The organism is Variovorax sp. 01T439_2 (assembly GCF_056398445.1).
In genome coordinates, this window is the sequence record NZ_JBFTPJ010000220.1 from 1 (window position 1) to 7,078 (window position 7,078).

General features: G+C 69.9%; 7 protein-coding genes and 1 pseudogene. 6 read left to right on the top strand and 2 right to left on the bottom strand.

The features are described from left to right. Positions 1 to 282: pseudogene (locus AC1DOC_RS12600) on the top strand (hypothetical protein); the annotation flags it as partial. A gap of 59 nt (positions 283 to 341) precedes the next feature. Here AC1DOC_RS12600 and AC1DOC_RS12605 read toward each other — a convergent pair. Beyond that, positions 342 to 1,013 carry an RraA family protein gene (locus tag AC1DOC_RS12605; protein WP_018904130.1) on the bottom strand — a complete coding sequence of 224 codons (672 nt, stop codon included), beginning with the start codon at positions 1,011 to 1,013 and terminating at the stop codon, positions 342 to 344. Positions 1,014 to 1,046: 33 nt separating this feature from the next. Next, on the bottom strand, positions 1,047 to 2,255 hold the full coding sequence (locus tag AC1DOC_RS12610; RefSeq protein WP_369664604.1) for an aspartate transaminase: 1,209 nt from the start codon (positions 2,253 to 2,255) through the stop codon (positions 1,047 to 1,049). 162 nt (positions 2,256 to 2,417) lie between these two features. On the opposite strand from AC1DOC_RS12610, the gene nac reads away from it, so the two are divergent. From nac to AC1DOC_RS12635, 5 genes are all read left to right on the top strand, one after another. Then, entirely contained in the window at positions 2,418 to 3,356 is a 939-nt protein-coding gene (gene nac / locus AC1DOC_RS12615) for a nitrogen assimilation transcriptional regulator NAC (protein ID WP_478129883.1), read from the top strand. Between the two features lie 147 nt (positions 3,357 to 3,503). After that, entirely contained in the window at positions 3,504 to 3,944 is a 441-nt protein-coding gene (locus tag AC1DOC_RS12620) for an acetyl-CoA carboxylase biotin carboxyl carrier protein (RefSeq protein WP_018904133.1), read from the top strand. Positions 3,945 to 3,957: 13 nt separating this feature from the next. Continuing rightward, positions 3,958 to 5,310 (top strand): acetyl-CoA carboxylase biotin carboxylase subunit, encoded by a 1,353-nt coding sequence (gene accC / locus AC1DOC_RS12625; protein ID WP_018904134.1) that lies wholly within the window; start codon positions 3,958 to 3,960, stop codon positions 5,308 to 5,310. After that, positions 5,307 to 5,975, top strand: a complete 669-nt coding sequence (gene pxpB / locus AC1DOC_RS12630; RefSeq protein ID WP_018904135.1) for a 5-oxoprolinase subunit PxpB — start codon at positions 5,307 to 5,309, stop codon at positions 5,973 to 5,975. Before accC ends, pxpB begins: the two co-directional genes overlap by 4 nt. Further along, positions 5,972 to 6,976: a 5-oxoprolinase subunit C family protein gene (locus tag AC1DOC_RS12635; protein WP_018904136.1), complete on the top strand. Its 1,005-nt coding sequence runs from the start codon at positions 5,972 to 5,974 to the stop codon at positions 6,974 to 6,976. Before pxpB ends, AC1DOC_RS12635 begins: the two co-directional genes overlap by 4 nt. Positions 6,977 to 7,078 lie beyond the last annotated feature (102 nt).

Below are 7,078 nucleotides of genomic sequence, written 5' to 3' on the forward strand. Positions count from 1 at the left end.
TCCGGTGATCCGGCCATGATGCCGGCGCTTGCGGGCGTTCTGGAAGTGCTCGACCAACCGGGCACGGCTTCGATCCACTTTGTCGAGGCCGATGCTGGCCTTTCCAGGCCGGTGACGGCGGATTCGGGCTACGTGGGCAGCGAGGACTGTTATGTGCTTATCGAGTGCACCAGCGAGGCCGCCGCCGGGAAAATCATCGCCCGACTGGGAGCGCCAGTGCAGAAGTATGGAGAACTCATCGACGCGCGAGTTTTCCGGTATCGCATGGATATCAGCGCGTAAGACGACCTCCAGCGCGGGTTCCGCCGTGCAGGCGCTCGCTTCTCCCGCTCATCCAGGCTTCAGTTGGCGCAGCGCGCTTCGAGCGCGTCGATGAAGGCGCGGTCCCATCGGCCTTCCTTCATGGCCCGGATGGTCTCCGCCTCCGTTGCGAGGTGCGCGCGTGCCTTCTCGATCAGCAACTCGGCCTCGTCTGGCGCGAAGGCCATCAGCCCGTCCTGGTCGCCGACCACGATGTCGCCGGGATTGACGACCATCCCGCCGACGGACACCGGCACGTTGATCTCGCCGGGGCCGTCCTTGTAGGGACCGCGGTGGGTGACGCCGCGCGCATACACCGGGAACTCGCGCGCACGGACCTCGGCCACGTCGCGGATCGCGCCATCGACCACCACGCCCAGGATGCCGATGTGCGCGGCGTAGAACGAGAGGATGCCGCCGACCACCGCGTTGTTGAGGTCGCCGCCGGCATCGATCACCAGCACGTCGCCGGGCCGGCAGAATTCGAGCGCGCGCAGGTACGTGAGGTTGTCGCCTCCGCGCGAGCGTGCCGTGACGGCCGTGCCCGCCATGGTCCGCGCCGTTGGGCGGTGGTAGGGATGCAGGCCGATGCTGCCGATGTTGCGGTGCATGTTGTCACTGAGCGCCGCGACGGGCATCTCGCGCAGTGCGGCGAGGATCTCGGGCGCCACCGGTGCGGCCGACGGGTTCTTGCGGATGGCTTTGTAGGGCATGGTGTTGTCCTCGGAAATTCAGTCAGGCGCGCGTCAGCGCAGGGCGGCCACGGCCCGTGCGATGCGCGCGCAGCCTTCCTCCAGCGTCTCGATCGACGTGGCAATGGAAAGGCGGAAGTAGGGCGACAGGCCGTAGGCGGTGCCCGCGACCACGGCCACGCCTTCGCTCTCGAGCAGGTACATCACCACGTCGCCGTCCTGGTCCAGCCGCTTGCTCTCTGGCGTGGTCTTGCCGATCAGGCCGCCGCAGTGGATGTACAGGTAGAAGGCGCCCGGCGGCGGGCTGCAGTGCAGGCCGGGGATGTCGTTGATCAGCGCCAGGGTGCGGTCGCGGCGCTGCTTGTAGATGGCCACGCTCTCGGCCACGAAGTCCTGGTTGCCGTCGAGCGCCGCCGCGGCGGCCGCCTGGCTCACCGAGCAGCAGTTGCCGGTGGACTGCGACAGCAGTGTGTTCATCGCCTGGACCAGATCCGCCGGGCCGGCCGCGTAGCCGATGCGCCAGCCGGTCATCGCATAGGTCTTGGAGACGCCGTTGATCACCAGCGTGCGCTCGCGCAGCGCAGGCGCAACCGCAAGCAGGTGCGGCGTCGCCTGGCCGTCGAAGCGGATGTGCTCGTAGATGTCGTCGGTCATCACCATCACTTGGCGGTGGCGCTGCAGCACCTCGGCCAGCGCGCGATATTCGTCGGCGGTGTAGCTGGCGCCGGTCGGGTTGCTCGGCGAGTTGATCAGCAGCCAGCGCGTGCGCGGCGTGATCGCGGCCTCCAGCTGCGCTGGCGTCAGCTTGAAGCCGTTGGCCTCGGGGCAGGCCACGGTGACCGGCGTGCCTTCGCAGGCCAGCACCATGTCGGGATACGACACCCAGTAGGGCGCGGGAATGATCACCTCGTCGCCCGGCTCCAGCGTGACGGCGAGCGCGTTGTAGATCGCGCTCTTGGCGCCGCTGGTGGCGATGATCTCGTTCATCGCGTAGTGCAGGCCGTTCTCGCGCTCCAGCTTGGCGGCGATGGCTTGGCGCAGCTCCACCGTGCCGGCCATCAGGGTGTAGCGCGTCGCGCCTTTCTCGATGGCGGCGGCGGCGGCCTGCCGGATGTGGGGCGGCGTGTCGAAGTCGGGCTCGCCCACCACGAGGTTCACGATCGACTTGCCCTGGCGGCGCAGTTCGTTGGCGCGGTCGGCGGCCGAAGTGCTGGGCGAGGGCTTGATGCGCCGCACGCGGGCGGCAATGCGGGAGGGCGTCACTTGTCTTCCTGGGTTGGCGATGGCATGGACCGAACGGTACGCACATCGATCGCGCGAGGCCAAGACGAGATTGCACTGGTTGTATAGGCAGAGCTTATGGTGGGCCCCGATGGCCGCTGCGCGAGGGCGGTGCTAGGCTCGGCTTTTGCTTGGGGACACGGCGTGAACCTGCGACGCCTCAAATATTTCGTGAAGATCGTGGACATCGGCAGCCTGACGCAGGCGGCCGAGGTTCTTTTCATCGCCCAGCCCGCGCTGAGCCAGCAACGGGCCACGCTCGAGGGCGAGGTGCGCCAGCAGCTGCTGGTGCGCACCAAGCGCGGCGTCACGCCCACCGAGGCCGGCAAGGTGCTGTACCGGCATGCGCAGATCATCCTGCGCCAGTGCGAGCAGGCCCGCGTGGACATGGAAGCGGCCGGCGAAGGGCTGTCGGGCCAGGTGTCGGTGGGGCTTGCGCCCGGCACGGCGGCCTCGGCGCTCTCGCTGCCGCTCTTGCGCACGGTGCGTGCGCGCCACCCCGGCATCCTGCTCTACCTGAACGAAAACTACGGCACCACGCTGAGCGAGCTCATCATGAACGGCCGCATGGACCTGGCCGTGCTCTATGGCGACAAGGCGATCCACGGCCTCTCGTTCCTGCCGCTGCTCAAGGAGCCGCTGTTCCTGGTCGGGCCGGCCGCCATGCCGGCGCCGGCGCAGCCGGTGAAGCTGGCCGACCTGCGCGACATCGAGCTCTTCCTGCCGCGCCCCTACAACGTGGTTCGCAAGCTGGTCGACGCGGCCTTCGTGCGCGCGGGCATGGTGCCGCGCGTGGTGGCCGAGATCGAGTCGGCCTTCACGCTGACGGCCGCCATTGCCGACGGGCTGGGCGCCACCATCCTGCCGGCGTCGATGGCGCGCGAAGTGGTGGCGGCCTGCGGGGCCTGGCAGTTCCAGATCGTCGATCCGGTCATCGAGGCGCCGCTCGCGCTGTGCCAGTCCGACCACCTGCCGCTCTCGGAGCCGGCGCAGGCGGTGAAGAGCATCCTGCTCGAACTCGTGGTCGACCTGGCCGGCACCTTCGCGGCCACGCCCGAACCCGAACTGGCTGCGCTGTCGTAGCGTGCCGTCATAAGCCGGCCTTATCCCGGCACAGCCATTCCGTCTTGGGCTTTGTGCCCGCGGGCCGCTACCGTTCATGCCTGCCGTCACGCGTTCGCGGAATGCGTCGGCCACCAAGGATGTTCTGTCGCCACAGGCAGCCCCGGCATGAAGCAGGAACAGATCAAGACGCTCATCGACGCACTCGCGGCCTCGGACCTCGCGGAGCTGGAGTACAGCGAAGACGGCAGCACATTGCGGCTGGTGAAGCAATCGGCGCTGGCGGCCGTGCCCGCAGCCGCGCGGCGCCCGGCTGCTGCTGCGCGCAAGGCGCCCACCGCGGAGTCTGCGCAGCAGGCACCGCCGCCAGCCGCCGCGGCCGAATGCCTTGCGCCGCTCTACGGCGTGGTGCACCTGCAGTCCGCGCCGGGCGAGCCGCCCTTCGTGCAGCCGGGGCAGGCCGTCGAGGCCGGCCAGATGCTCTGCGTGATCGAGGCCATGAAGATGTTCAACGAAGTCCGCGCCGACGCTGCCGCCACCGTGCAGGCCGTGCTGGTGCGTTCGGGCCAGGAAGTGGAAGCAGGCGAGCCCCTGTTCCGCTTCGGTTGAGGAAAGCTGCGCGATGTTCGACACCGTCCTCATTGCCAACCGCGGCGAGATCGCCCTGCGCATCCTGCGCGCCTGCCACGGCCTGGGCCTCAAGACCGTGGTCGCGCATTCCGAGGCCGACAGCGAAGCCAGCTACGTCGCGCAGGCCGACCAAGCGCTGTGCATCGGGCCCTCCGCGCCGGGGCAGAGCTACCTGAACCAGTCCGCCATTCTGTTTGCCGCCGAACTCAGCGGCGCGCAGGCCATCCACCCGGGCTACGGCTTCCTGTCGGAGAACGCGGGCTTTGCCGCGCGCGTGGAGCAGGCCGGCCTCGTCTTCATCGGCCCCAGCGCCGCCTGCATCCGCACCATGGGCGACAAGGTCTCGGCCAAGCGCGCGATGCGCAAGGCTGGTGTGCCGTGTGTGCCGGGGCCCGACGAGCCGCTGCCGGACGACCCGGCCGCCGTGCAGGCCATCGCGCGCGAGATCGGCTATCCGGTGATCGTCAAGGCGGCGGGTGGTGGCGGCGGGCGCGGCATGCGCGTGGTACAGGGCGAAGCGGCGCTGCTCGATGCGATGGCGCTCACGCGCGAGGAAGCGCGCCAGGCCTTCGGCAACCCCGAGGTCTACATCGAGAAGTTCCTGCTGCACCCGCGCCACGTCGAGATCCAGGTGCTGGCCGACAGCCACGGCAACGCCATCTGGCTGGGCAGCCGCGACTGCTCGCTGCAGCGCCGCCACCAGAAGGTGATCGAGGAAGCGCCCGCGCCCGGCATCGATGAGGCGCTGATGGCCGAGGTGGGCGAGCGCTGCGCGGCCGCCTGCCGGCAGATCGGCTACTGCGGCGTGGGCACCTTCGAGTTCCTCTACGAGAAGGGCGCCTTCTATTTCATCGAGATGAACACCCGCCTGCAGGTCGAACACCCGGTGACTGAGATGACCGCGGGCATCGACATCGTGCAGCAGCAGTTGCGCATGGCGCGCGGCGAGCGCCTTGCGCTGGTGCAGCACGAGGTGCGCTGCCAGGGCCATGCGATCGAGTGCCGCATCAACGCCGAGAACCCGGACACCTTCGCGCCTTCGCCCGGGCGCATCACCGGCTGGCAGGTGCCGGGCGGCTTCGGCGTGCGGGTCGATTCGCACGCCAACGCCGGCTACCGCGTGCCGCCGTACTACGACTCGATGATTGCCAAGCTGATCGTGCACGGCAGCACGCGCACCGATGCGCTCGACCGCATGCGCCTGGCGCTCGCCGAGATGCGCATCGACGGCATCGCGACCAACGTGCCGCTGCACCGCGAGCTGCTGCGCGACGAGGGCTTTGCCGCCGGCGGCGTCGACATCCACCACCTCGAGCGCTGGCTGCAGCAAAGGAGCGCGGCATGACCGTGCAGCGGCCATCGATCAGCCTGCTGGGCACGACCGCGCTGATCTTCGAGGCGCCCGGCGAGATGAACCTCGACTCGCAGCAGCGCATCTGGGCGCTGGCGCACGAGACCCAGGCCTGGCCGGAGATCCGCGAAGCCGTGCCGGGCATGAACAACCTGATGCTGACCTTCCTGCACCCGCCGCGCGGCGCCGGCGCGCTCCAAGCCCTGGAGGCGCGCCTGCACGATGCGTGGGACGCGGCCGTCGCACGACCGCGCGAAGGCCGGGTGGTCGAGCTGCCCGTGGTCTACGGCGGCGCGGGCGGCCCGCACATGGCCGACGTGGTGGCGCACACGGGCCTCAGCATCGAGCGCATCGTCGAGCTGCACAGCGCGCCGCTCTACCCGGTGTATGCGCTCGGCAGCCATCCGGGCTACTGCTACCTGGGCGGCATGGACGCGCGCATTGCCACGCCGCGCCGCAAGGTGCCGGTGCTGAGCATCCCGGGCGGGGCGGTGTCGATCGGCGGGGCGCAGACCGGTGTCTCGGCCTCGGCCGGGCCCAGCGGCTGGAACACCATCGGCAGCACCTCGATGTGCTTCTTCGATCCCGCGCAGGACCCGCCCGCGGCGCTGCAGCCGGGCGACATGATCCGTTTTCGCGTGGAGGGCATCGTCCGATGATCGAAGTGCTTTCCTCGGCCGCGCTCGCCACCGTGCAGGACCAGGGGCGCACCGGCAGCCTGCGCTGGGGCGTGGGCACCTCGGGCGCCATGGACAACCTGGCGCTCGCGGCCGGCAACCTGCTGCTGGGTAATGCGCTGGATGCAGCCGCCATCGAAGTGCCGGTGTTTCCCTTCAAGGTGCGTTTCGGCGAGGACTGCGCCTTCGCGCTGACCGGCGCCGATTGCGCGGCCCGGCTGGACGAGCAGCCGCTGCTGCCCTGGTGGGTTCACCAGGCGCGGGCCGGGCAGGTGCTGGCGCTGGGCCTGCCGCAAGGCGGCGCGCATCAGCGCGGCAGCCGCGCCATGCTGTGCCTGGCCGGCGGGGTCGAGGTGCCCGAAGTGCTGGGCTCGCGCAGCACGCAGCTGCGTGGCGCCTTTGGCGGCCACGAAGGGCGTGCGCTGCGCCGGGGCGACGTGCTGCGCGCCGCCGCAGCGGGCGCTGCGTGCAAGACCGGCTTCGGCCTCGTGCCGCCCGCGCTCGCATTGCCGCTGCAGCAGGGCGGCGTGGCAGCCGTGCGCGTACTGCCCGCGGCCGAGTACATGGCGTTCGAGCCCGCGTCGCGCGACGCCTTCTGGGCCGGCGAATGGAAGATCACTGCGCAGAGCGACCGCTACGGCTACCGATTGGAGGGCGAGGCACTGCGCCCCATCGCACCGATGGAGCTGCGCTCGCACGGCATCGTGCCCGGCGTGATCCAGGTGCCGCACAGCGGGCAGCCGATCATCCAGATGCGTGACGCCCAGCCTTCGGGCGGCTACCCGAAGTTCGGCACGGTGATCGAGGCCGACATGTGGCGCCTCGGCCAGGCGCCGATCGGCAGCCGCGTGCGCTTCATCGAAACCACCTGGGACGAAGCGCTGGCCGCGCTCGACGAAGTGCGCGCCTGGCTCGACAAGGTGGCACGCATGGTGGAACTGCATCGCGGTGCGCCTGTTTCCGTAGCGAGGCAACCGGGATGACGCCTTGTTTTTTTATTCGCCGTGTCGTGTTTGGAGCGTGCTGTTCAGGGCGCGCTCCTGCCGACGGGGTACCTTGCTCCGCGAATGTCCCCCGCCTTCGGC